The 25945-nt window shown below is 31.3% G+C and carries 26 protein-coding genes; 16 read left to right on the forward strand and 10 right to left on the reverse strand.

All coding sequences use genetic code 11. The features are described 5' to 3' along the window. Nucleotides 1-108 precede the first annotated feature (108 nt). Nucleotides 109-2622, forward strand: a complete 2514-nt coding sequence (locus ACOSP6_RS16100) for a zinc-dependent metalloprotease (RefSeq protein ID WP_422095443.1) — start codon at nt 109-111, stop codon at nt 2620-2622. A gap of 140 nt (nt 2623-2762) precedes the next feature. Beyond that, nucleotides 2763-3305, forward strand: coding sequence for a PepSY-associated TM helix domain-containing protein (locus tag ACOSP6_RS16105; protein ID WP_422095442.1), 543 nt, complete (start codon nt 2763-2765; stop codon nt 3303-3305). 18 nt (nt 3306-3323) lie between these two features. Here the strand turns inward: ACOSP6_RS16105 and ACOSP6_RS16110 are convergent, their stop codons facing one another. The 3 genes from ACOSP6_RS16110 to ACOSP6_RS16120 form a co-directional block, all read right to left on the reverse strand. Beyond that, complete coding sequence (locus ACOSP6_RS16110) at nt 3324-6137, reverse strand: ATP-binding protein (RefSeq protein ID WP_422095441.1); 2814 nt, start codon at nt 6135-6137, stop codon at nt 3324-3326. Nucleotides 6138-6559: 422 nt separating this feature from the next. Next, nucleotides 6560-7192, reverse strand: coding sequence for a leucyl/phenylalanyl-tRNA--protein transferase (aat, locus tag ACOSP6_RS16115; protein ID WP_422095440.1), 633 nt, complete (start codon nt 7190-7192; stop codon nt 6560-6562). Further along, the gene (locus ACOSP6_RS16120; protein ID WP_422095439.1) at nt 7192-8574 is read right to left on the reverse strand and encodes a short-chain fatty acid transporter; all 1383 of its coding nucleotides are present in this window, start codon (nt 8572-8574) and stop codon (nt 7192-7194) included. Before ACOSP6_RS16120 ends, aat begins: the two co-directional genes overlap by 1 nt. A 96-nt stretch (nt 8575-8670) precedes the next feature. Here ACOSP6_RS16120 and ACOSP6_RS16125 point away from each other — a divergent pair, with 96 nt between their 5' ends. The 3 genes from ACOSP6_RS16125 (at nt 8671) to ACOSP6_RS16135 (ending at nt 9852) form a co-directional block, all read left to right on the forward strand. Beyond that, nucleotides 8671-9294, forward strand: coding sequence for a YqaA family protein (locus ACOSP6_RS16125; protein WP_422095438.1), 624 nt, complete (start codon nt 8671-8673; stop codon nt 9292-9294). A gap of 15 nt (nt 9295-9309) precedes the next feature. After that, nucleotides 9310-9543: a DUF1456 family protein gene (locus ACOSP6_RS16130; RefSeq protein WP_422095437.1), complete on the forward strand. Its 234-nt coding sequence runs from the start codon at nt 9310-9312 to the stop codon at nt 9541-9543. Nucleotides 9544-9612: 69 nt separating this feature from the next. Further along, on the forward strand, nt 9613-9852 hold the full coding sequence (locus ACOSP6_RS16135; protein WP_422095436.1) for a hypothetical protein: 240 nt from the start codon (nt 9613-9615) through the stop codon (nt 9850-9852). 94 nt (nt 9853-9946) lie between these two features. On the opposite strand, the gene ACOSP6_RS16140 is transcribed toward ACOSP6_RS16135, so the two are convergent. Next, nucleotides 9947-10315, reverse strand: coding sequence for a DUF3127 domain-containing protein (locus tag ACOSP6_RS16140; protein WP_422095435.1), 369 nt, complete (start codon nt 10313-10315; stop codon nt 9947-9949). Between the two features lie 7 nt (nt 10316-10322). Continuing rightward, nucleotides 10323-11183, reverse strand: coding sequence for a flavin reductase family protein (locus ACOSP6_RS16145; protein ID WP_422095434.1), 861 nt, complete (start codon nt 11181-11183; stop codon nt 10323-10325). Nucleotides 11184-11269: 86 nt separating this feature from the next. Between ACOSP6_RS16145 and ACOSP6_RS16150 the strand changes: the two genes are divergently transcribed. Further along, a complete protein-coding gene (locus ACOSP6_RS16150) occupies nt 11270-12418 on the forward strand; it encodes a sensor histidine kinase (protein WP_422095433.1) in 1149 nt (382 codons plus the stop codon). A gap of 1 nt (nt 12419) precedes the next feature. On the opposite strand, the gene ACOSP6_RS16155 is transcribed toward ACOSP6_RS16150, so the two are convergent. The 3 genes from ACOSP6_RS16155 to greA form a co-directional block, all read right to left on the reverse strand. Further along, the gene (locus tag ACOSP6_RS16155; protein WP_422095432.1) at nt 12420-12602 is read right to left on the reverse strand and encodes a hypothetical protein; all 183 of its coding nucleotides are present in this window, start codon (nt 12600-12602) and stop codon (nt 12420-12422) included. Beyond that, the gene (locus ACOSP6_RS16160) at nt 12603-12995 is read right to left on the reverse strand and encodes an HIT family protein (RefSeq protein ID WP_422095431.1); all 393 of its coding nucleotides are present in this window, start codon (nt 12993-12995) and stop codon (nt 12603-12605) included. A 68-nt stretch (nt 12996-13063) separates the two neighbouring features. Then, nucleotides 13064-13537, reverse strand: coding sequence for a transcription elongation factor GreA (gene greA, locus ACOSP6_RS16165; protein ID WP_422095430.1), 474 nt, complete (start codon nt 13535-13537; stop codon nt 13064-13066). A gap of 197 nt (nt 13538-13734) precedes the next feature. On the opposite strand from greA, the gene ACOSP6_RS16170 reads away from it, so the two are divergent. The 9 genes from ACOSP6_RS16170 to ACOSP6_RS16210 all read left to right on the forward strand — a co-directional run bounded on the left by ACOSP6_RS16170 (nt 13735) and on the right by ACOSP6_RS16210 (nt 22601). After that, a complete protein-coding gene (locus tag ACOSP6_RS16170) occupies nt 13735-14142 on the forward strand; it encodes a hypothetical protein (RefSeq protein ID WP_422095429.1) in 408 nt (135 codons plus the stop codon). A gap of 63 nt (nt 14143-14205) precedes the next feature. Further along, nucleotides 14206-15363 carry a 5-(carboxyamino)imidazole ribonucleotide synthase gene (locus ACOSP6_RS16175; RefSeq protein WP_422095428.1) on the forward strand — a complete coding sequence of 386 codons (1158 nt, stop codon included), beginning with the start codon at nt 14206-14208 and terminating at the stop codon, nt 15361-15363. Between the two features lie 7 nt (nt 15364-15370). Next, on the forward strand, nt 15371-15850 hold the full coding sequence (gene purE, locus ACOSP6_RS16180; protein WP_422095427.1) for a 5-(carboxyamino)imidazole ribonucleotide mutase: 480 nt from the start codon (nt 15371-15373) through the stop codon (nt 15848-15850). A 78-nt stretch (nt 15851-15928) separates the two neighbouring features. Then, entirely contained in the window at nt 15929-17956 is a 2028-nt protein-coding gene (locus ACOSP6_RS16185; RefSeq protein WP_422095426.1) for a M3 family metallopeptidase, read from the forward strand. Between the two features lie 58 nt (nt 17957-18014). After that, entirely contained in the window at nt 18015-18584 is a 570-nt protein-coding gene (locus tag ACOSP6_RS16190) for a Crp/Fnr family transcriptional regulator (RefSeq protein ID WP_422095425.1), read from the forward strand. 57 nt (nt 18585-18641) lie between these two features. Then, nucleotides 18642-19406 (forward strand): MBL fold metallo-hydrolase, encoded by a 765-nt coding sequence (locus ACOSP6_RS16195; RefSeq protein WP_422095424.1) that lies wholly within the window; start codon nt 18642-18644, stop codon nt 19404-19406. A gap of 47 nt (nt 19407-19453) precedes the next feature. Further along, entirely contained in the window at nt 19454-20671 is a 1218-nt protein-coding gene (locus ACOSP6_RS16200; RefSeq protein WP_422095423.1) for a carboxypeptidase-like regulatory domain-containing protein, read from the forward strand. A 63-nt stretch (nt 20672-20734) separates the two neighbouring features. Next, nucleotides 20735-21799: a carboxypeptidase-like regulatory domain-containing protein gene (locus ACOSP6_RS16205; protein WP_422095422.1), complete on the forward strand. Its 1065-nt coding sequence runs from the start codon at nt 20735-20737 to the stop codon at nt 21797-21799. A gap of 40 nt (nt 21800-21839) precedes the next feature. Continuing rightward, nucleotides 21840-22601, forward strand: coding sequence for a cyclase family protein (locus ACOSP6_RS16210; RefSeq protein ID WP_422095421.1), 762 nt, complete (start codon nt 21840-21842; stop codon nt 22599-22601). Here ACOSP6_RS16210 and ACOSP6_RS16215 read toward each other — a convergent pair. Continuing rightward, the gene (locus tag ACOSP6_RS16215) at nt 22598-23773 is read right to left on the reverse strand and encodes a glycosyltransferase (RefSeq protein WP_422095599.1); all 1176 of its coding nucleotides are present in this window, start codon (nt 23771-23773) and stop codon (nt 22598-22600) included. The genes ACOSP6_RS16210 and ACOSP6_RS16215 overlap by 4 nt on opposite strands. A 69-nt stretch (nt 23774-23842) precedes the next feature. Further along, complete coding sequence (locus tag ACOSP6_RS16220; protein ID WP_422095420.1) at nt 23843-24313, reverse strand: heme-binding domain-containing protein; 471 nt, start codon at nt 24311-24313, stop codon at nt 23843-23845. A 98-nt stretch (nt 24314-24411) separates the two neighbouring features. On the opposite strand from ACOSP6_RS16220, the gene lpdA reads away from it, so the two are divergent. Beyond that, on the forward strand, nt 24412-25812 hold the full coding sequence (gene lpdA, locus ACOSP6_RS16225; RefSeq protein ID WP_422095419.1) for a dihydrolipoyl dehydrogenase: 1401 nt from the start codon (nt 24412-24414) through the stop codon (nt 25810-25812). The last annotated feature ends 133 nt before the right edge of the window (nt 25813-25945 follow it).

Here is a 25945-nt window from a genome sequence, read left to right on the forward strand (position 1 = left end):
TCTTTTGGGTTCTGTTTGAATTAAGATTAACAAAATCTCTTTAACATTTAATTAAGATTTTATGATTCCTCATTTATTAATTTCGATAAAATTATTCAACAAACAAACATGATTATAAAATTATTTACTAGGTTTTTAGCCTTATTTCTGATTTTTGCTACCTCAATTAACGTTGATGCGCAAAGAAGAAAAAAAAGCAAAAAAGACGATAAAAAAGCTAAAGAGATAGCCGCAAAAGCTGCTAAAGCAAAACCGAAAAAAGGAGCTATACAGCCTTATGAAAAGGTTGTAACTAAAAAGCACAAAACAGACGAAGGACTATTCAAAGTTCATTCAAAGGATCAAAATTACCTTTTTGAAATTCCAGATTCTTTATTAGGTAAGGAAATGTTGATGGTTACCAGAATTGCAAAAACTGCAAACGGAATTGGATTTGGCGGAGGAAAACAAAACACACAAGTTTTAAGATGGCAAAAAAAACACAAGCAAATATTATTACGTGTGGTTTCACATTCGGTAGTAGCTGATAGTATTTTACCAGTACATGAAGCAGTTGTAAACTCTAACTTTGAACCAATCCTGTTCTCTTTTCCTATCAAAGCGTTTAGTAAAGATTCTACAGCGACTGTAATTGATGCTACTCCTTTATTTTCAGAGGATGTAAAAGCGATTGGTTTTCCTCAATTTAGAAGAAAAAGATATAAAATCACTCGTATGGACAAAAAACGTTCATATGTTGATCGTATTAGTAGCTATCCAAAAAATATTGAAATTCGACATGTGAAGACTTATTTTTCTAATCAACCACCTTCAAATGGAAGTGTTGGATCAATTTCGTTAGAATTAAGTAATTCGATGATATTACTTCCTGAAAAGCCAATGAAACGTAGGTATTTTGATCAGCGTGTTGGTTGGTTTGCAAGATCTCAAACAGATTATGGATTAGATGCTCAAAAAAGTAAATCCTTAACGTATTTAGACCGTTGGAGATTGGAAGTTAAAGACGAAGACATCGAAAAATTTAAACGTGGAGAATTAGTCGAACCTAAAAAACCAATTGTTTACTATATAGATAGAGCAACACCAGAGGTTTGGCGCAAGTACATAAAACAAGGAATTGAAGATTGGCAAGTAGCTTTTGAAGCAGCTGGTTTCAAAAATGCCATATTAGCGAAAGATCCTCCAACAAAAGAAGAAGATCCAGACTGGAGTCCAGAGGATGTTCGTTATTCTGTGGTAAGATATTTAGCTTCTCCCATTCCAAATGCAAATGGACCTCACGTAAGTGATCCAAGATCAGGTGAAATTTTAGAATCAGACATCAATTGGTATCATAACGTAATGACCTTATTGCATAATTGGTATTTCATTCAAACAGCAGCAATTAATCCAGAAGCACGTTCGAACAAGTTTAAAGATGAAGTTATGGGACGTTTAATTCGTTTCGTTTCTGCTCACGAAGTAGGTCACACTTTAGGATTACCTCATAACATGGGAAGTTCAGTTGCGTATCCTGTGGATTCTTTACGCTCTGCTTCTTTTACTAAGAAATTTGGAACTGCACCATCAATTATGGATTATGCACGTTTTAACTATGTTGCTCAGCCAGAAGACAAAGGCGTTGCCCTAATGCCAAATATTGGTCCATACGACAAATATGCAATTAATTGGGGATACCGACCTATTTTAGATAAAACTGCAAAAGATGAAAAACCTATTTTAAATAAATGGATTACAGATAAAGCTGGAGATCCTTTATATCGTTTTGGACACCAACAAGCAGGAAATATAATCGATCCTAGCTCTCAAACTGAAGATTTAGGAGATGATGCAATTAAAGCTAGTGATTATGGAATTAAAAACCTGAAGCGTATTTTACCAAGATTAGAAGAGTGGACTACAGAAGAAGGAGAATCATATGAGGAATTAAACACGATGTACGGACAATTATTAGGTCAGTTTAATAGATACATGGGACACGTTAGCTCTAACATTGGAGGTGTGTATGAATATTATAAAGCTGCCGGACAAGATGGAGCGGTGTATACTCATGTTCCTAAAGCTCATCAAAAAAATGCATTGCGTTTTATTAATAAAGAATTGTTTACAACTCCAAATTGGTTATTGGATAAAAACATTTTTCATAAAACTCAGTTCTCTGGTTCAGCAGAAAGAATCCGTACTTTGCAAGTTCGTACTTTAAATCGCATTTTAAAACCAGGAAGAATGGTTCGTTTAGTAGAAAACGAAACACTAAATGGAGCAAAAGCTTACACTTTATTGGAAATGATGAATGATTTAAGAAGAGGAGTTTGGAAAGAGTTATATTCTACGAACAAATCTGTAGATACATACAAAAGAAATCTACAGAGAGCTTATTTAGATCGAATGGATTTCTTATTAAATAAAGCAAAAGATCAAAGAGGTGTGAACAATGGAGGGTACTTTAAACAAACGGGAGTAAATATTAGTCAATCAGACATTAAACCTGTAGTTAGAGGTGAATTAAAACGTTTAAAGCGCGACATTCAAAGAAATATTGCTACTTCTAGAAACACTATTACGCGTTATCATTTACAAGATGCAGTTGATAGAATTAATACTATTTTAGATCCTAAATAATCTAACGAAAGAATAGTATAACAAAGTTGAAAAAGAGGTCTTAAACAAGACCTCTTTTTATTTCTAATAAAATTATCTGTTAAAAGTTTTATACTTATTTAGAATAATTCTAAATTTGTCTCAAAACAAACTTAATTCAGATGAAAAAAATAACCAATAGAGGTTTACATAGAGACATTGCCTATTTCTATTTAGGACTAATCATCGCTTTTTCTTTTTCGGGTATTATTTTAAATCATAGACAAGATTGGTATCCTATGAATTATGTTTATGAAAGCAAACCATTTGAACTTAAATTACCTGAAAATAAAAAGGACATCACGAAAGATTTTATTGCCTCTAAAACTAAAGAAATTGGTAAATATGATGGACATCGCATAAGAGATGGTAAATTAAGGGTTTACTTCAAAGGAAATGCAATTTTTGATGCAGATGCTTCTTCTGGTAAAGGAACTGTAGAATTTAAAAGAAAAGTCCCAATTATAGGCCATTCAATGTATTTGCATAAATCTACAAACAACTTTTGGATTTGGTACTCGGATATTTTCGGAATTGCTATGTTAGTTATTGCAATAACTGGAGTTATGATTCCTATGGGTAAAAAAGGATTTAAAGCTAGAGGATGGAAATTTGCAGTTTTAGGAATGATAATACCTCTTCTTTTTTTGATATTCTTTTCTTAAGAATTTACATCTCGAATGTTAGATATCTTCGACTTTAATCTTTTTAACTAATTTTCCTGGCTTAACTCCAAATCTATTCATAAAAACCTTATTGAAATAAGATCTACTATTTAATCCTACGGCAAAAATAACTTCGTTTATAGATTGATATGTATTATTAATAATTAAATCATACGCCATTAATAATCTGATTTCCAAAATCAATTTTACCGGTGACAAGCCTGACTTTTCCTTTATTATTTGAGAGAACTGCTTATGACTATACCCGCAAAGCTGGGCTAATTTATTAACACTAAAGTCTTTATCATTAATATTTTCAACAACTATAGAGTTTACTTTTTTCATTAAATCAGCGTAAGCTCCTTTATAATTTATCGCACTTTTATTAATACTCTGTAACTGTTTTTGATATTGCTCTTTTTCTATCAAAATGTTTATTCTGGTAAGTAACTCTGTATCCTTAAAAGGTTTGACCAAATAATCTTTAATACCTAAGACATTTTGCTTCCCTTCTGCAAACTCTTTTATAGAAGTTGTCATTAATAAATACGGAATATTCTTAGTTCTATCGTTTTTATTTAACTCGGCTTTTAGCTCATAACCATTTAAAATTGGAATTCTTAGGTCGCAAAGTATTACATCAAAATGTAACTCTAGAATTTTATTTAGTGCTTCTACTCCATCAAAAGCAAATGTGCAATTAAAGTTTGGAGATAATAGTTCGTTTATATAGTTGATAATTTCAATATTATCATCTACAACTAAAATTGAAGGTGCATCTTCAGGTTCTTCAATTTTAATTTGAGTTTGGTTCGTAATATTTTTAAAAGCAACTTTATCTTCGTTCAAGAATTTCGAGTAACTCTTCAATTCAACTGGCAATGTCACCTTAAAGGTACTTCCATTTCCTTTTTCACTTTGTAAAGAAATACTTCCTTTCAACTTTGAAATTAATTCGTTTACGAGAGATAACCCAATTCCGAACCCACCATAAATCTGGTTTTGCTTTGATTGATAGAAACGATCAAAAATTAATTCTTGTTCCTTTTTATCAATTCCAATACCTTCATCCTTAATTACTACGACTAACTCTTCCTTCAAAAGTTCTGCCGAGAAGTGAATTGACTTATGAGGTGGTGTATACTTTATAGCATTTGACACTAGATTGTTTATAATTTTCTTCAAACTATCGTAATCGTAGTCTAGTTCTTCGGCCAAATTGATGTTCGATTTATAGAATAACGAAATGTTTTTTATTTCCGCGACACCCTGAAATGAAATTACACAATCCTCGATAAACTTTCCTAATGGTAAAGGCAATGTTTTATGATTAAGATGTTCTTTTTCTAGTTTTGAAAGGGTAAGAAAATTCGTCAAAGAGTTCGCTATATTTTCAGTACTTCTCTTTGCTAAGTTGGTATACTTTAACACTTTTGAATAGTCCATCGGATTATTACCAATTAACCTCAGATAGCCAATAATTATAGTAATCGGAGTACTGATTTCATGAGAAAGGTTTTCAATAAATCGATTTTTATAATCGGTTACTGCCTTAATTTTTTCGTACTCATAAAATAATTGTAATCGTTCTTTTTTTCTTTTTGAATGAAAAATAAAAAACAAAAATGCTAGTACTGAAAAAGTAATTAAAAAGGTATATAAAATGTAAAACTTCTTTCGTTGTTGAAGAAACAAATCACTCACCCTATTAATTTCTTTTAGCTCAAGTATTTTATCATCATAATGTAGTTTAAAGTTTAAAATAGATGCTCTTGCATTGATATGAAAACTTTTAAGAGCATTCATCACCTTGAAGTAATTTTCATAAGCAGAAAGCGATTTTTTATAGTTCCCTAGTATCTTGTGAGATAAATATTCTACTCGATACATTTTCAATTTTGTATATCCTTCTACTCTATCTAAAAACTCACTTTCTTTAACAATCGCGATATACTGGAGAGCTTTATTATATTTTTTTTCTTTGAAAGCAAGAAATGACAATCCCACACTTTTATTGACATTATCACATGGCAATTTAAAAACGGGATCGGAATAAGCTTTGTTTATATATTTTCTGGCCGAATCTAATTGATTATTTCTTGTAAATATTGGATATAACTCTTTGTAATAATATCTTTTAACCACACTATTTTTAAGTGATTCTGGGTTGATATTTTGAAGAACACCTACCGCTTGTCTTTCTAATCCCAAAGAAGCTAAATGAGATGCGTGATTAATGTAGATTTTTTTGTCGTAATAATCGTCATCAGATTTATGTAGATAATTATTCATTAAAACTGAATCAATCTCACTTGATAAATCTATACTATTTATCTTTCTGTAAAATCTTCCAATAGCAACATAGCTTTCTATTTGACTTTCTATATCATTATTTTTTTCAAATAGCTCTATAGCTTTATAAAAACTTTTTAAGGCTTTATAATAATCGCTCTTTTGAATATACATTCTCGCACTATACATTTCACTTTTTCCCAGAACCGAAAAATTATGACTCGTATTTCTTAAGATATTTTGATAGTGATTAACTGAATCAAAATTATGATTTGAAACGTGATAATTAAGGATACTTAAGTATGATTTGCTTTTTACTTTGTCTATTACTTCTTGATGGAGGAAGTTTTTCTCTTTTTTGATTGAGGTAAGTAACTTATGAGCTCTTTGATATGTTTTAGTGACACTTACGGTATTCGCCTCACTAAGCATTAGGTTACAAAGAGTTTCAATAGTTGGTTGATTTTCAAACTCTTTAACCTGAGATTTTAGGGGGTTACTTATCATTAAAATGATAAGTAGTAGTAGTTTTTTAGACATATCACAAATATCGACAAAATTTAATATTATTTCATCTTTACCGCTTGAACTGAAAAAAAAAGAACAAAAAGGTAAAAAAAGAACACTTTTATTCTTAAAAAAACTCTTAATAGTTAAAAAAAAGAACCTGCAATCTCACTAATTAAAAGAAATTTGTCTCATATAAACCTCTCAAATTTATATATGTTCTATTACATTCATTCACAAATTATTATGCCAAGTATTGGGAGAATTTCTTGGCAACAAGGGCTTTTTGAGTTTTCATCTAAATATGTTTAAACCAAAGTGAGTGAATTAATTAAGGTGCCTTTTATTAGGCACCTTTCTCCTCGAAAAAAAATCTTAGTGTAATTCATACTTAGTTAAGGTGAAACATTATGGGGATTATATAGTGTCTTGTTTTCTGCAAAGCAAGACACTTTTTATTCTTTCAAATACTCTAAAAAATATTTTCTATCAATTTCTCTAGCTCCTAAAGAAGCTAAGTGGTTGTTGTAAACTTGACAGTCGATTAATTTGTAATTCTTCTGTGTCGCTAAATATATGAAGGCCACTTTACTCATATTACTAGCTTTACTGAACATACTCTCTCCGCAAAAAACTCCATTTTGTAAATCCAAACCATACAGTCCTCCTACTAATACATCATTCTTCCAAACTTCTATCGATTTTGCGTAGCCAATATCATGTAGCTTACTGTAAGCTTCAACCATATCATCCGTAATCCAAGTTCCTTCCTGATCAATTCTCTCTATGTGTTTGCAAGATAGAATTACATCATTAAAAGCTTTGTTCTCGGTAATTGTAAAATCGTTTTTTCTAAGAACCTGTCTCATCGATTTTGAAATACGAATTTCCTCTGGAAACAAAACCATTCTCTCTGGGGGAGAATACCAAACTATTGGTTCACCCTCGTTAAACCAAGGAAAAATTCCAGTTTTATAAGCATATATTAAACGCTCGATAGATAAGTCGCCTCCTAAGGCGATTATTCCTTCCTCGGTAGCCACTTCGTGAGGAGGAAATACGATATCTTTTCCTAACCAATAATACATTAAAAAATTACTAAACCTAATAAATAAACAAAACTTCCAACCAACATAACTATAAGCGTATAAGGTAAAATCTCTTTTGCTTTTAACTTAGTAATTCCTAAAAGAGGTAAAGCCCAAAATGGCTGTAACATATTGGTAATTTGATCACCATAAGCCAATGCCATAATTGCTTTAGGTAATGGAACTCCTAATTGCAATGCTGATTCTACAACAATTGGTCCTTGAACAACCCATTGACCACCACCACTTGGAACAAAAATATTTACCAATCCAGCGCTAAAAAAAGTAAAAATTGGTAACGTTGTAGCTGTTGAAATAGACACAAAAAAACTTGATATCAATGTAACCATTCCCGTGGATTTCATGATTCCCATAATCCCAAAATAAAGAGGAAACTGAATTAATATTCCTGATACGTCAGAAATAGCTTCTCCCACAGCGTTAGTGAAATTTTTAAAATTTTTATGAAGTAAAATAGCCAGTCCTAACATAAAAAAATTAATTAGGTTAGGAGTAATCTTTAGCGATAATAAATCTTGGTGATACTTTATAAAAAACGCAATTAAAATGACGCCTCCTAATATGAATCCTAAAACTTTAGAATGATCCAATTTATCAGCTTTTTCAACAGGTGTATTATCTTCATTTGAGAATTTATAATCTGGCAGATCAATATGAGTAGGTTCCGCTTTTTTGCCCATAAAATAAAAGGTTACCGCAACTGCTAAAACAACTGCAATAAATATGAGTATATTCCACCAACTAAATACAGTTTGACTGTAATCTATGATGTCTGGAATTCTTGATAAATTTGATTCAGAAGAAATCGTACTCATAATAGATTTTATATGTCCTTCTTCATTTATTTTGATTGGTGCTGAACCTGATATTCCTCCATGCCAAACCATTAAACCCACGTATCCTGCTGCTCCAACAATTGGGTAATTAATTTTTAAACCTCGACGTTGCACATCTTCGGCAACTTTTCTTGCTAATAATGCTCCAAAAATTAAACCTAACCCCCAATTAAAAAAAGCTACAAGCATCGTAACTGTACTAACAAGCATAGCACTATTAGCAGTATTTGTACAATATTGAGTAAGCCTTTGAATTAGATTACTCATTGGTTTACTCAACACTAACACATGTCCTAACACTAAAATCAACATCATTTGATATGCAAAAACAAGTAAATCGTTGTTCCAAATTCCTTTTTCCCAAAAGCCTAATACTTGTGATGTATAACCTAATATTGATTCATTTTTAGGCATTGTAAAAACTAAGGCCAATACCATAGTTAATAATGTCAATAAAACTGCAATTGTAAAAGGTGAAGGAATGTATTTTTTAAAAAGATTTTCTATGATCTTTGTAATCTTCATAATAGTAAAATTAGCTCTTAAAAATAATAAGATTTAACTTTTGTAAAACTAAAAACCTCTCTATTTTTGCCCCCTAATGGTTTGACGGAGACGATAATGACAAAAAATCCTAAAAAAAAGAATAAAGACGCGCACGTAAAACGCCTGCACAACTACTATCAACGTACAGGTTTTTATATGTTTATATGGGAAAGTTTAAAGAAAGCTTTTTTACCTCTTGTTTTAATTATTGTTGCACTTATATTATTCAATAAGTATGTGTACAATATTAATGATGGGCTTCAGAAAATGACGGAAACATTTTCTAGAACGAGCTTATTCATAACTTTTTTTACTTCCGAAACTATCTTAGGTTTAGTTCCGCCAGAAATTTTTATAGCTTGGTCTAAGAAAACTTCAGAGCCTATTTTTAATTTATCTATACTAGCCACTCTATCGTACTTAGGAGGTATTTCTGCTTATTATATAGGTAAAGCTTCTCTAAAAATAGATGCTGTAAGCGAATACCTTGAAGTGAAAATGGCAAAGCATTTAAAGAATACTAAAAAATGGGGTAGCTTTTTAATTCTTGTTGGAGCTTTATTACCTTTACCTTTCGCAATTAGTTGTTTAACTGCTGGTATGATAAAGTATCCGGTTAAAAACGTAATTGTTTTTGGTCTTTTTAGATTTTTACGCTTTGCAATCTATGCTTGGGCGATATTTTCAGTGGTAAATTAACCCTATCTTTGTACAATGGCATTAACAAATAACGATATTTTTAAAAAGCTTCGTGTTGCTCACAAGCTAAGAGATACAGATATAATCGATATCTGCGCATTGGTAGATTTTAAAGTTTCTAAAGCAGAGATAGGTGCTTTCTTCAGAAAAGAAGATCACCCTAAATATATGGAGTGTGGAGACCAAATTTTAAGAAATTTCCTAAATGGTTTAATAATTCACTTGAGAGGTCCTATGCCTCCAAAATAAAAAAGAAAAATTATTATTTTCTTTATATTCTATTGATATATTTGGGGCAAATCAAAAAATAAATCAATCATGATAAGTAAATTTACGAAACTGTCAGGAATCTCTTTATTAAGCAAAGAAGAGCAATTAAAAATTAACGGAAAAGGCAGAACTTGCTCAAAAGAGATAGGATGGTGGACTACTAAAGAAGGAAACACATATAAAGGCTGGGGATTAACCTGTTTTTACGATGATGGATCCATCAAACACTATAATATAATTGGTAACGAAGTAACGTGTGCCACAGTAAGCGAGATATCAGCAACTTAAAAAATCACGACTTAATTAATTATACTTTAATTAAAAAAGAAAACCTCAGAGTAAATTAATATTTATTCTGAGGTTTTCTTTTTTAATTTAAATTTTAGAAAGGTAAATCGTCTGGCTCGTTATCAGTTAAGTCTGGAGCTGGTTGAAACTGATCTACTGGAGGCATGTTCTGAGGAGCAGAAGCTTGTTGTAAATTTTCAATTCTCCAACCTTGAATAGAATTAAAATACATTGCCTTTCCTTCTGGGTTAATCCATTCTCTACCTCTTAAATTAATTGAAATTTTTACGTCTTGCCCTACTTGGAAATTGTTTAACAAATCACACTTGTCTTGAACAAATTCAATCATTAACATTTGAGGATATTGCTCATCTGTAGTTAACACTAACTCTCTCTTTCTAAAACCGTTACTTCCAAAAGTCTGTGTATCGTTAATAATTTTAATTTTCCCTATAACTTCCATAATCTTCTTATTTAATTAAAAGTACTTTCCATGCACTTTCAACGTCATTTTTTAATAAATATTCTTGTGCAAATGTATGTTTTTTTTCTTCTGTAACACCAACGAACTCTGGATGTTCTTTAGCAAAGTTATTAACAGTCTCTTCGCTTGGTAATTGCTCTACATTTCCTAAAACTCCCAAGTTATTTCCTGTTAGTACATTGCTATTTCTTATTTCACTAGGAATTTGATCTACTCCAATTCCTAGTGTTGACAAAGGCTTTGGTATTTCAAAAAAACCATCTCTTGCTCTTGAATAATAACTCCCTCCTGCTCTGGCAACTAAATCAATTTTATGTTGATCTATCAAACCATCCTCTCCTAATACTTCTTCTTTAACATGAACTTTGACCACTTCACACATGATTAAATTTCCTGCTCCACCTTCTTTTCCTGTATAAATAATATCAATTACTTTACATTCAAACTGAACTGGAGATTCGGCCACTCTAAATGGTTTTACAACTTCCGAAGGCAACATTGTTAATCCAGCTTTTTCAAATTCATTTACTCCTTTCGGATACATTGTGCTGCTCAAAGACATTTGCTGAACAATATCGTAATTCACAACATTGATAACCACTTCTTTTACTGCTTCGGCGTTATCTAAAGTATGCTTTGTTGTATTATTTCTTACACTTCGCGCTGGAGAAAAAATCATAATTGGTGGATTCGCACCAAATACATTGAAAAAACTAAAAGGCGATAAATTAGGGTTACCTTCCTCGTCAATTGTGCTTGCAAAAGCTATAGGTCTTGGCGCAATCGCACCTAGTAAATATTGATGTAATTTTCCTGTAGATACTTCTTTAGGATCAATTGTTAACATGAGTTGTTGTTTAGATTTTATTTATTGTAAATATACTATGGATTTAACAATTAAGTTATACTTTAAGAATAGTTTATATTTGAAACATGTTGAACTTTTTTAAGTATTTGTTTTCTGGGAAAAGATTAATCATCCTAATCTCTTTCGTAATTGTTTCTTTGATTTTATGGAACACCTACTCATTTTTCATAAAATTTAAGCAAGAGGAAAGAGAAAAAATGGAACAATTTGCTTTTGCCCTAGAAAGAGTTGGAAATACTCCGAATCTTGATGCAGACATGAATTTGGAACTCAAAGTACTGGAGAACAACGACATTCCTTGTATTCTTACAAGTGTAAATGGAACTATCGGAGAAGTCCATAACTTAGATGAAAACAGAACGAATGATCCTTTTTATTTACAGGAGCAACTCGCCATCATGAAACGGCAGAATAAACCAATTGAAATTAATTATTTAGGCAGAAAGGAATATATCTATTATCGTGATTCTGATCTACTTCAAAAATTAACGTATTATCCCATCGCATTGATTTTAATTTTAGGATTATTTTTAGGGGTTATCTATTTGTTTTTTAATTCAAGTAAAATTGCCGACCAAAATAAATTATGGACTGGTATGGCGAAAGAGACTGCACATCAAATAGGGACGCCATTATCATCTTTACTAGGTTGGATAACTATTTTAAAATCTGAAAATATAAATGAGGAATATGTTGCTGAAATACAAAAAGACGTTGATCGTTTAAGTATAATCGCCAATCGATTTTCTAAAATTGGTTCTGCCCCTAACCTAACAAAAAACAATATCGTCGATATTACAACTAGTATTTTTAATTATCTGAAATCAAGAAGTTCAAAACAGGTTGAATTTTCCTTTCAATCTTCAAACGAAGAAATTTTAGTAAACCTAAATACCGAGCTCTATGGATGGGTAATTGAAAACTTAATCAAAAACGCCATAGATGCAATGCAAGGTAAAGGTGCTATTAGTGTAAACATAAAGGAAGATGAAAATCAAACTTTTATACAAATTTCAGACACAGGAAAAGGAATTCCTAAATCAAAATTCAATCAAATATTTAAACCTGGATTCACGACCAAAAAACGTGGTTGGGGATTAGGTTTATCTTTATCAAAAAGAATCATCGAAGATTATCACAAAGGAAAAATATTTGTAAAAAAATCTGAATTAAATAAAGGAACTACTTTTGAGATTCAAATGAATAAAATCTAAATTATTCTTTATAGTTATTCTTTAAAGTTCTACCGAATAAAATTCCACCAATAGTCCATAACACAAAACCAATTAGTGTCTTTTTCAATGTTATTTCCTCGTTATTAAAGTAAGGATAGATAAATGTCATTATCACAAACATTATCATTCCCCAAATAAGACCTGATTTCAACCACTTTTTCATTTATTCGAAGTTCGCTGCAATTTTAGAAGCCAATTCAACAAACTCTTCATTTGCTAATTTTTCTTTTTTCATGAATTGCATATCAGCCATGGTATTAATTGGAATCAAGTGAACATGAACATGAGGAACTTCTAAACCGATAACACTCATTCCGATGCGCTCGCAAGTAATTGTTTTTTCCAAAGCTTTAGCTACACGGTAACTAAAATCCATTAATGCAGTATATTCTTCTTTAGATAAATCGAAGATTTTATTTTCTTCTTTTTTTGGAATTACTAGTGTATGTCCAACTGCATTGGGATTGATATCTAAAAAAGCATAAAAATCATCATTTTCCGCAACTTTATATGACGGAATTTCTCCTTTTACAATCTTGGTAAAAATACTTGCCATTAAATTTAGTTTTAAGGTAAAATTAATTAAAAAACGCGTTGTATAAACAACGCGTCTAGATTCTTTTTTTATCGTGAAATCTCTAAGACCTCAAATTTCATCAAACCATTCGGAACTTGTATTTCGGCAACATCACCAACTGTTTTTCCCAGTAAACCTTTTCCTATTGGGGAGTTTACCGAAAGCTTTCCATTTCTTACGTCACTCTCACTATCCGCCACTAATGTGTAAGTAAACTCCATTCCATTTGTAGCGTTCTTTAATTTCACTATCGAGTGAATTAAAATCTTAGATGTATCTAACTGACTTTCATCTATAATCCTAGCATTTGCTACAACATTTTTAAGCTTCGCTATTTTCGTTTCTAATAAAGATTGTTCCTCTTTTGCCGCATGATACTCAGCATTTTCACTTAAATCTCCTTTATCTCTTGCATCTGCTATTTCTTGCGAAACTCTCGGACGCTCTACTTGCTCTAAATGAGCTAATTCATCTTTTAGCTTCTTTAATCCTTCTTCTGTATAGTATGATACTTGACTCATTCTTTCTTGGTTTAAATAATTAATTTGATTTTATAGCGTTTTTAGTGATGTAAATTCACGAAGCGCCAAATTATAACCATCGACACTGGGGGTCATAAAATTTAAAAATCCCAGTCCGTTAGGAATGAGATCGTCTTACAAATGTACAAAATATTTGTAAATTAGCGTTCTTCAAGGATAGATAAAGGTTTCTTAAAATGAAAAAGATTTTAATTTTAATTACTGGTTTACTTATTGTTAGTTGCACTAACGACACAAATACTAATGACTGTTTTTTTGGTATTACCTTAAATGAAACTATCAATTTATCTAATCCACAGTTTATCGATATTCAAGTACCAGGAGGACATACTTCTGTGACTTTAGGCGGAAGAAATGTATTAATCATTAGAAGAACTTCATCAGCATTTAAAGCGTATGACTTAGAGTGTCCTGAAAAAGATTGTACTTCTCCTATGACTTTTGATGGGTTAAAACTAATCTGTCAATGTAGCCAAAAAGAATACAACTCCTTAAATGGTTCTCCTATTAACGGTCAAGGTTGTTTTGCATTAGAATATACCGCACTGCAAATTAGTAGTACTGCACTGCAAATTAGCCGTTAAATAATTCTCCAACACCAATAAGATTATTACTTTTGTGTGTACAACACAAATTAACGTATTAAAGTGAAACACTATTTCTCTTCTAATTTTAGATTAGGTGTTTTGGGAGGAGGGCAATTAGGAAGAATGTTGCTTACCGAAACACAAAAACTAGATATTTACACGGTTATTTTAGATAAATCAGAAGATGCTCCTTGTGCTCAAATATGTAATGAGTTTCATCAGGGAGATTTATTGGATTTTGAAACTGTATATAACTTCGGAAAAAAGGTAGACTTACTTACAATTGAAATTGAAAATGTAAATATTGATGCATTAGATCAATTAGAAAAAGAAGGATTACCAATTTATCCTAAACCAAGTAATCTGAGAATCATTCAGAATAAAGCGCAACAAAAAAAGTTTTATAAGCAACATAACATCCCTACAGCAGATTTCACACATTATGCTTACTTAGAGGAATTAAAACATTCTTATGAAAACGGAATTATAGAATTTCCTTTTGTTTGGAAATCTGCTAGATTTGGTTACGACGGAAATGGAGTTAAAGTTGTAAAAAACTTCAGTGATTTAGAAGGATTACCAGACGGAGAATGCATTGCAGAAAAACTAGTTCCTTTTAAAAACGAATTAGCAGTAATTGTAGCGAGAAATCAAAAAGGAGAAATTAAAACTTATCCTGTAGTTGAAATGGAATTTCATCCAGAAGCTAATCAGGTAGAATATGTCATTTGTCCAGCAAGAATTGATGATAATGTTGCAACAAAAGCTAGAGAAGTCGCTCTAAAAGTTGCTGACAAATTTGATTTTATTGGATTATTAGCAGTTGAAATGTTTCAAACAGAAAATGATGAAATTTTAGTGAACGAAGCTGCTCCAAGAACTCATAACTCTGGTCATTATAGTATTGAAGCAAGTTATACTAGTCAATTTGAACAACACGTACGAAGTATTCTAAATCTTCCTTTAGGAAATACTGATAGTAAAGTTGCTGGAATTATGGTGAATTTAGTTGGTGCCGAAGGTCATACAGGTGAAGTAGTATATGAGAACATGGAAAACATCTTAGAGATAGATGGAGTTACTCCGCATATTTATGGAAAAACTCACACAAAACCTTTTAGAAAAATGGGACATGTTACCATCGTAAATGAAGATATTAATAAAGCTAGAGAATTAGCACAAAAAGTAAAAGAAACCGTAAAGGTTATCGCAAAATAAAAATAGTATGGTAGGAATTATCATGGGAAGTGATTCAGATCTTCCAATTATGCAAGAAGCAATTGATGTTTTAGAAAGTATGGATATTCAAATAGAGGTTGATATCGTTTCTGCTCATAGAACTCCAGAAAAATTATTCGATTATTCAACAAATGCACATAAAAGGGGTGTGCAAGTTATCATTGCTGGTGCTGGTGGTGCAGCTCACTTACCAGGAATGGTGGCAAGTATGAGTCCATTACCCGTTATCGGAGTTCCTGTAAAAAGTAGAAATTCAATAGATGGTTGGGATTCTGTTTTGTCAATATTACAAATGCCAGGAGGAGTTCCTGTGGCAACTGTAGCTTTAGATGGCGCAAAAAATGCAGGAATTTTAGCTGCTCAGATTATTGGAGCTTCAGATAAATGTGTGCTTGATAAAATTATTGCATACAAGGAAGGGTTGAAATTAAAAGTTGAAAAAGCTTCCGAAAGAGTTAAGAAATAAGTATCTTAGTACAACTAAACATAAAACCTCACAGATCTTTTATTTGTGAGGTTTTATCGGTTAAAAAATCAAATTAAAATGACGAAAAACCCATTATTAGAAGGATTTGACACTCCTCCTTTTACTCAAATAAAAGAGGAACATTATAAAACTGCAATTAAAGAAGCCATTGCAATCGCTAAAGAAGAAATTAATGAAATTGTTGTGGATGCTGATGAACCAACATTTCAAAACACTACTGTTGCTCTAGATAATACAGGAGAAAAACTAGATAGAATAACTTCTATTTTCTTCAATTTAAATTCAGCTGAAACAAATGAAGAAATCCAAAAAATAGCCAAAGACATTTCTCCATGGTTAAGTGAATTTAAAAACGACATGATTTTAAACGCTGATTTATTCAAAAGAGTAAAAGCAGTTTACGATCAAAAAGATTCACTGACATTAACTCCAGAAGAAGACATGCTTCTTGATAAACAATACAAAGGTTTTTCAAGAAACGGAGCTAATTTAGATGATGAGAAAAAATCAGAATTAAGAAAACTGGATGCTGAACTTTCTAAATTATCGCTTCAATTTGGAGAAAATGTTTTAGCTGATACCAACGCTTTTGAATTATTACTAACAAATGAAGATGATTTAAAAGGATTGCCAGATGGAGCTAAAGAAGCAGCTAAATTATTAGCGCAACAAAAAGATAAAGATGGTTGGTTAATTACTTTAGATTATCCAAGTTATATTCCTTTTATGACCTATGCTGAAAATAGAGAATTAAGAAAAAAATTATCTGTTGCTATGGGAAAAAAAGGATTCCAAAAAAATGATCATAACAATGAAGAAATTGTTCTTCAAATTGTAAAACTTCGTCATCAAAGAGCAAATCTTTTAGGTTATGATTCTCATGCTCATTTCGTATTAGAGGACCGAATGGCAGAAACTCCAGAAAAGGTTCTTTCTTTTTTAAATGATTTACTCGAAAAAGCGAAACCTGCTGCGGAACGTGAATTTAAGAATTTAGAGAGTTATGCTAAAAACCTTGATAATATTGATCGATTAGAAAAGTGGGATGGAGCTTACTATTCTGAAAAATTAAAGAAGGAGTTATTCGATTTAGATCAAGAAGCATTAAAACCTTACTTCAAGTTAGAAAATGTAATCGCTGGTGTTTTTGAAATTGCAAATAGATTATTTGATTTAAACTTTGAAGAAATCGACACTATCGATAAATATCATGAAGATGTAAAAACATATAATGTTACTGATGCAAACGGAAACTTTGTTTCACATTTTTATGCAGATTTTCACCCAAGACCTGGAAAACGAAACGGAGCTTGGATGACTTCTTATAAATCTCAACAGATTAAAAAGGATGTAAATGATCGTCCGCAAGTTTCTATTGTTTGTAATTTTACCAAACCAACGGAAACCAAACCATCTTTACTAACTTTTAATGAGGTAACTACACTTTTCCATGAATTTGGTCATGCATTGCATGGAATGCTGGCAAATACAACTTATAAGAGCTTATCGGGAACTTCAGTTTCTTGGGATTTTGTAGAATTACCAAGTCAGGTTTTGGAAAACTGGTGTTACGAAAAAGAAGCTTTAGAGTTATTTGCCAAGCACTATGAAACGGGAGAAACGATTCCGATGGAATACGTTCAGAAAATAAAAGAATCTGCAACATTTCACGAAGGAATGCAAACACTTCGTCAATTAAGTTTCGGATTATTAGATATGAATTGGCATTCTGGAAAACCAGCAGAAGGAACAACTGTAAAAGATTTTGAATTAAAAGCCTTTAGCAATACCAAATTATATCCAGATGTAGCTGAAAACTGTATGAGTACTGCATTTTCTCATATTTTTCAAGGCGGATATTCAGCTGGTTATTATTCATATAAATGGGCGGAAGTTTTAGATGCTGATGCTTTTGAATATTTCCAAGAAGAAGGAATATTTAATAAAACAATTGCCTCTAAGTTTAAAGACCATGTGCTATCTAAAGGAGGAACTGAAAAGCCAATGGAATTGTACAAACGATTCCGTGGACAAGAACCAAAACCAGAAGCTTTATTAAAAAGAGCAGGACTTTTAACTGCCTAAAATAAATTTGGAGTTGCAAGTTTTTAAATTACTTGCAACTCTTTTTAATTTCATTTGTATGTACGATAAAATTTCTAAATTCTTTGAAACTGAATATCCTTTAAATCAACATGGAATTGATGAACTTCTATCGCTATTTAAAAAGAAATACTTTAAAAAGGGAGAAATTCTTTTAAAAGCTAAAACAACGGAGAAAGAATTACGTTTTCTTAATTCAGGAATTGTCAGAGAATTTTATGCAACACCTGAAAAAGAAACAAACATTAATTTCTATACAAAACCACAATTTGTTTCTGATCTATTTTCTTTCAACAACAATAGTTCTACAAATAAAAATCAAGAAGCTTTAAGCGATATTGAATTATTAACAATCGAGAAAGAACCATTCACTAAACTTTTAGAAAAGTATGAATGTGGTAAAAGTTTTATCGATTTATCTTTTCAGAAATTACTAAAACAGAAAGAATTATTTGAGTACAACAGAATTACAAAATCTGCTGATGAATTGTATCAAGAATTATTCATTTACAAAACTCATTGGTTAGAAAAAATACCACAATACCATATTGCTTCTTATTTAAATATTACTCCAGAAACCTTAAGTAGAATCAGAAAACGCATTTCTTGATTTGAATCAATGGGATTGATTTATAGAGCCTCTTACTTTGTATAAAAAATAATACCCATGAAAATTCAACATATTAGAAATGCAACTTTAGTAATAGAAACTAAAACAGAAGTGATTTTAGTTGATCCGATGTTAGGAAAAAAAGGTTCTTTACCTCCATTCTCATTTATACGATTTAAATCAAAAAGAAATCCAACTGTAGAACTTCCTGATAATACAAAATCTCTTCTGGAAAAGGTTACTCATTGCATAATTACTCACAACCATCCAGATCATCTCGACATTGCTGCTGAGAGGTTTTTAAAATCGAAAAACATACCAGTAACTTGTAGTGTATTGGACGAAAAAACATTTCGTAAAAAAGGTTTAAATGTTGTAAACACACTAGAATACTGGAATAAAACTCCCTTTTTAAATGGTACAATAGAGGGAATTCCTGCAAGACATGGTTATGGTTTTGTTGCAAAACCCGCTGGTAATGTAATGGGGTTTTTCATTCAACTTCCTGGTCAACCTTCGGTGTATATAAGTTCAGATACAATTTATACCGAAGATGTAGATAAAGTTTTAGGAGAATATAAACCAGACATAAGTGTAGTAGCTGCCGGCTCTGCTCAATTCGATATTTTTAAACCATTATTAATGACTGTAGATGATATTGTAAAGTTCGTTGAAAATGCTCCAAATAAAGTGATTGCAAATCATATGGAAGCTGTCAATCATTGTCCTACTACAAGAGAAAAATTACGTTCAATTTTGAAAGAGAAAAACTTACTTCACAAAACCTATATTCCGGAGGACGGAGAATTAATACATTTTTAAGAAACTAATTTTTAGGAAGTCCCTATTTTTATGGAAATCAACTTAACATGAAAAAGGGACTTTTAATTACATTCATTCTTCTTGCGACCAATATTTTCGCTCAACAAATAATTAAAGGAAAAATAACTTCCATACAAAACGAACCTTTAGAAGGAGCCTCAGTTTTTTTCAATAATACAACTATCGGTGCGTTGACCGATTCAAATGGAGAATTTGAACTTCGTATTACAAAAGGAACTTATACCTTGGTAGTTTCATATTTAGGTTATAAAACTTATCAAAAACAAATAAATACAGAAGAAACTAAAGCATTGTCAATTCAACTTTCAGAAGACAATGAAATGCTTAATGAAGTAGAAGTTGTAAAAACAATCTACGATGACGAATGGAAATATAATCTTGCAAGGTTTAAGAATAGTTTTTTCGGGCGATCAAAATTAGCCGAAGAATGTAAAATTTTAAATGAAAAAGATTTACACTTCGATTACAACAAAAAAACAAATACGCTAACAGCGATTGCTAGAAAACCTTTACAAATAAAGCATTCAGGATTAGGCTACTTAATTACGTATGATTTGGTTGATTTTACCTTAGACAGCCATCAGGTTTATTTCAGCGGATATGCACAATACAAAAATCTTCGAAAATCCATTCGTAAAAAATGGAAAGAAAATAGACTTACAGCATACAATGGCTCTCAAATGCATTTTTTAAGAAGTTTACTAAACAAACAATTAAAAGAAGATGGATTTGTAATCAATCAATTTAGAAGGGTTCGTAATGAAGAAAGACCGTCAGAAGAAAAAATACAATTCGCCAGAGAGTTAGTTAAACTTCATGGAAACAAAGTGAATTTCACAAGATCTATTACAGAACCAAAAACCAAATTAGATAGTGCTTTGGTTACGTTAAAAAAAGCCAGAGAACTTCCAAAATTCCGTGATTACTTATACAAAAGAAATGTTCCGTACGAAGAAATGATTTCATTTGAAAATAACATTCCTTTTCTCGATTTTAAAGACTACTTAATTGTAGTTTACACAAAAGAACCTGAAGAAGAAAACTTTATCAAAGGAGTATTTAGAAACAGAAGGTCGCAACCGTTGAAAGTACAAACTTCTCATCTTGTATTGTTAAAAGGAAAATCACAAATAGACCCAACTGGAATTCTATTAGATCCTTCCTCTTTTTATCAAGAAGAATATTGGGGATTTGAAGCTTTCGCAACTATGTTACCACTAGATTATCAGCCAACCACAAAATAAAACCAGAAAGAAAACTTTTCCTAAATTCCTGAAATGCTTATTTTTAAAATCAAAATTTGCATTATGAAATCTTTTATTATCTCTTTAGTTTTTCTTGTTACACATTCTTTGATTGCCCAGAAAACTATCAAAGGAAAAATTACGGATCACAATAACTCAGTTTTAGAAGGTGCTTCGGTTTTTTTAAACAACACCACAATTGGAACAATATCCGATGAAAATGGAGAATTTGAATTAAAAGCTCCTTCTGATAATTATACTTTGGTCGTTTATTTTCTAGGCTTTAAGACAGTTGAAAAACTAATTCTTTCAGAGGAAAAAGAATATTTGACAATTCAATTAGAAGAAGACAATGAACTATTAGATGAAGTAGAATTGGATATTAGTCCGAAAAACAATTTCAAAGATTTTAAAAGATTTAAACAAGCCTTTATTGGAAACACAGATTTAGCCAAAGGCTGTGAAATTTTAAATCCAGATGTTTTACAATACTACTTACATTCAAGAACAGGAAAACTAACTGTTCGAGCGAAAAAACCAATTCAAATTCTAAATAAAAAATTAGGATATAAAGTTTATTACGATTTAGTTAAACTTACCATTGATCATAAATCGACTTCTTTTCACGGTTATGCCAGATATGAGAAATTAAAAGGTAAAAAAAGGCAAGAAAAACGTTGGCAAAAAAACAGATTGAAAGCCTACAACGGATCTTTATTACATTTCTTCAGAAGTTTATACATGGCAAATGTCCAAGAGGAAGGATTTGTGATTAATCAATTTAAAAGGCAAAAAATCATTTTAAAAGAAGGAGAAAAAGTTAAAGAAGTTCCGTTAAAAGAAAATTTGAACTATGATGATTTAGTATTCAGAACGAATGGAAAAACATATTTAAATTTTAATTTTTGGCTTGAAGTAATTTATACGAAAGAGAAAGAAGAATTGAATTATAGAAAATTCGGAAAAAGGTTGAACCAGCAAGAATCTATAATTCAAATGCTAGAAAAACCTATTGAAATCTTCCCTTCTGGAAAACTCGCTAATCCTTTAGGAACTTTTACTGAACAATATTGGGCGTATGAGAAAATTGCCGATTTATTACCTACCGATTATCAACCGATAAAATAATAAGTTATTTTAGTGAACCAAAAATCTAATTACCTCCGAAATGAAAATCATCGATTTATCTAAACCAATTCGTTATAACAAAAACGATCCTTGGTTTATGAAAGTGAAAATTAAGCACAAACCCCATAAAAAAGCGAAATGGTTAATTCGTTTTTTAGGACTTCCTTTTAAACTTTTCCCAAAGAACTTTGATGGATGGGCAGATGATGTAATTCAGAAAATGGGAGTTCACTCTACTACACATATCGATGCGCCTTGGCATTATTCTCCTACAACAAATGGGGAAAAATCAAAAACAATTGATGAAATTCCTTTAGATATTTGTTACTCAGATGGAATTGTTATCGACATGAAACATAAAGTTGATTTTGATCCAATCACTGTTAACGATATTGAAAAGTTTCTTTCAGAAAACAATTTAGAGATTACATCTGGAATGATTGTTTTGATTAAAACAGGTCGTGATAAATTTAACGGGACAAAAGACTTCCATAAAGTTGGTACAGGAATGAGTGCCGAAGCTACTTCTTGGTTAATTGACAAAGGAATAAAAGTGATGGGAATTGATTCTTGGGGTTGGGATTTACCACTTCCTTACATGTTACAAAAAGCTAAAGAAACGAAAAATTCAGAGTTATTTTGGGAAGCTCACTTAGTCGGACAAAACAAGGAATATTGGCATATGGAACAATTAGTAAATTTAGATGCTTTACCTTATACTGGATTTAAAGTGGCTGTATTTCCCTTGAAAATCGTTGGTGCTTCAGCTGCTCCGGCAAGAGTCGTAGCAATGATGAATTAATCGGTCTCTTTTTTATTTTTCTCTTCAATCCACTTACTCATGTATTTTGTGGACTGCAGTGTTTGATGTTGTAATAAAGCTCCTAAGAAATTATTGGTTCTATGTTTTTCTAAATTTGAAATTAACTCATCAATTTTATCCATAAAACTAGATTCTAAAATCTCCTTATCATAAATTGAATTAATTATAGTTATTCCGTTTCTCTGAGCAGTTTCCCAAGTATTCTTATCAGTATAAAGCGTTACCGCTTTATCCACAAAATCATCCTCTAATTTGGCAATAAAACCGTTCCATGGTAAATCATCATACATTCCTTCTGCTCCAATAGTTGTCGTTACACTCGGAGTACCACAGTACATTGCTTCGGTTAATTTACCTTTTATACCAGCTCCAAATCGTATTGGTGCTAAAACCACTTTAGCTTTAGAAACAACTTCATTAGCATTCTCCACAAATCCTTTAACAACAAAACCTTGATCCGGTTTATGTAATTGTTGAATTTGTTGATTCACATAAGCTCCATAAATATGCACTTCAGCTTTTGGCAACTGCCTTCTAATTTTTGGCCATAATTTCTTTAACGCTAAAACTGCGTCAATATTAGGTTTATGAAAGAAATTACCAATAAAAACAAAATGCTCTCTTTCTGAAAATGATAACCAATTTGATGTTATTTTATCTGAAATACCATCTAACATAAATGGCAAATGCATTACTAAGGATTCATTTATAGTAAATGTTTCTTTCAATAATTTCAATTCGAAAGAAGAAATAATCAAACTTAAATCACATCGCAAAATAGAAGCAATTTCTCTTTTCGCATCAACTGATTTTAATAGTGCATCTATTGAAAATGCAACACCTTTTTTTAATTGTTGATGTCTGACTTTCCTAAGAAAATGAAGATCTTCAGTATCTAATATTCGTAGAGCATTCGGACAGTTTTCTGCTACTCTCCAACCAAATTGTTCTTCCATCATAAAACGATCGAACATTACAATTTTTGGCTGAAGCTCTTTTATAAAATGATTAAAGCTAGGAGAATTTAATTCAATTTGAACTTCTTTAACTCCCAGCTTTGATAAATTAATTGCTTTGTCTCCCTTTTGAGAAGGACTAGCAAATATTATTTCATAATTTCTATTTCTAAAAGAATGAATGAGTTGTAACATTCTTCCACCGGCAGCAGAAGAATTTGGTTCAACCCAAACATATCCAATGATTAGAACTTTATTACTCAATTATTTTTGAATTTGAGCTTCATAATTCGCTTGAACAGTTTTTGCCCAATTCACAACCATCGTAATTTGCTCATCTGATAATTTAGCATCAGAATGTGTCCATGTGTAAGAATCTAATGGCATATGCTTCTCTTCTACTTCTTCCCAAAATTCTTCCATCTTATGTTCTCTTCTTTTTAAAGAATAATCAGCCCATTTAGAAAAATTTAAATGCTTTTTTCCATCTTCAACATGATGATTCATCCAAAAATTAATTGGAGCAATTGAATGATACCAAGGATAGTTTGTCTTATTACTGTGACAGTCGTAACATGCGTTCTTTAAAATTTTTTGAACTTCTTCAGAAGGCTTTGTTTCAGTTACAAAAGTATCAAGAGAACTATACTCCCCATTATTTTTTTCCGAAGGAATGAACTGGATAACCAATAATAAACCTAATGCTACCCATCCTATTTTTTTTAATATTTTCATACAGTAATTAAGTTATTCGTTTAAAAATAGCAATAATACAGAATCCTCAGTTTTTATGAGTAAATAATTGTAATTTTGTACTAAAATAAAAACATCTCATGAAATACGATATTATCGTTATAGGTTCTGGCCCAGGAGGATATATTGCTGCGGTAAGAGCATCTCAACTAGGTAAGAAAGTTGCCATTATAGAAAAATATTCAACATTAGGAGGTACCTGTTTAAATGTAGGATGTATTCCTTCTAAAGCTTTATTAGATTCTTCACATCATTATTATGATGCGGTTCACCATTTCGAAGAGCACGGAATTTCAGTTGAAAATCCGAAGTTCGATTTCCAAAAAATGGTAGATCGTAAAGCTAAAGTAGTAGAAACTACAACTGGTGGCATCAAATATCTAATGGATAAAAACAACATTGATGTTTATGAAGGGTTAGGTTCTTTTGAAGATGCTACTCATGTTAAGGTAACAAAGAACGATGGAAGTTCTGAAGTAATTGAAGGAACGGATATTATTATCGCTACTGGTTCTAAACCTTCAACATTACCTTTTATCTCAATTGATAAAGAAAGAATTATTACTTCTACTGAAGCTTTAAAATTAAAAGAAGTTCCAAAACACCTAATCGTTATTGGTGGTGGAGTTATTGGATTAGAATTAGGTTCTGTTTATAAGCGTTTAGGTGCTGATGTAACTGTTGTGGAATATGCTCCAACGATCACACCTACAATGGACAAAGATATTTCTAAGGAATTAACTAAAGTTTTAAAGAAACAAGGAGTTAAGTTTAATGTAAGTCATGGTGTTACTGCTGTTGAAAGAAATGGAGATGAAGTAATCGTTAAGGCTAATAATAAAAAAGGTGAAGAAGTAACTTTTACTGGTGATTACTGTTTAGTTGCTGTTGGACGTAGACCATATACTGAAGGTTTAGCATTAGATAAAGCTGGAGTTAAAGTAACTGAAAGAGGACAAATAGATGTAAATGATCATTTACAAACTAACGTTTCTAATATTTATGCAATTGGAGATGTTGTACGTGGTGCAATGTTAGCTCATAAAGCTGAAGAAGAAGGTGTTGTTGTTGCTGAATATTTAGCTGGAGAAAAACCACATATTGATTATAACTTAATTCCTGGAATTATTTACACATGGCCAGAAGTAGCTGCTGTAGGAAAAACAGAAGATGAGTTAAAAGAAGCTAATGTAGAATACAAATCAGGAAAATTTTCAATGCGTGCTTTAGGAAGATCTAGAGCTAGTGGTGATATTGATGGATTTGTAAAAGTTTTAGCTGATAAAAACACAGATGAAGTTTTAGGAGTTCACATGGTTGGTGCTCGTGTGGCTGACTTAATTATGGAAATGGCTGTTGCAATGGAATTCAGAGCTTCTGCAGAAGATATTGCTCGTATTTGTCATGGTCACCCAACATACTCTGAAGCTGTAAAAGAAGCAGCTAAAGCAGCTTGGGATGGAAAACCATTAAACGCTTAATAAAACGTTTTAAAATATATTAAAAAAGCAATCTCTAACGAGGTTGCTTTTTTTATTTATTTGAATATCGATTCTTAGTTTTTAACCATAAAAAAAGCCGAGTATCAAACTCGGCTTTAAGTGTATTTTTAAA

The sequence above is a fragment of the Tenacibaculum sp. MEBiC06402 genome (assembly GCF_049239625.1).
In the GTDB taxonomy this organism is placed as follows: domain Bacteria; phylum Bacteroidota; class Bacteroidia; order Flavobacteriales; family Flavobacteriaceae; genus Polaribacter.